Raw genomic sequence first — 221 nt, forward strand, 5'->3', positions numbered from 1 at the left:
CTTCACCAGGTGGAGATGATAAACCAATTACTCCTCCTAATAAAGAAGAGGAAACAGGTAAAGAAACTTCTGAAGAACTAGAAAAAGGTAATCCTGAAACACATGGTAAGGAAACTTCTGAAGAACTAGAAAAAGAAAACCCTGAAACACAAACAAACAAACAGCAAGATGACCGAAATAAAGGTAAAGAACTTCCAAATACAGGTCACAAAAATGATCCT

Annotated in this window: 1 pseudogene; it reads left to right on the forward strand. The window is 35.7% G+C overall.

Going from position 1 to position 221, the window contains the following annotated elements:
* Positions 1–221 (forward strand): annotated as a pseudogene (locus MR113_RS28050) (peptidase); the annotation flags it as partial.

The sequence above is a fragment of the Bacillus cereus group sp. BfR-BA-01379 genome (assembly GCF_022663605.1).
Lineage (GTDB): Bacteria > Bacillota > Bacilli > Bacillales > Bacillaceae_G > Bacillus_A > Bacillus_A mobilis.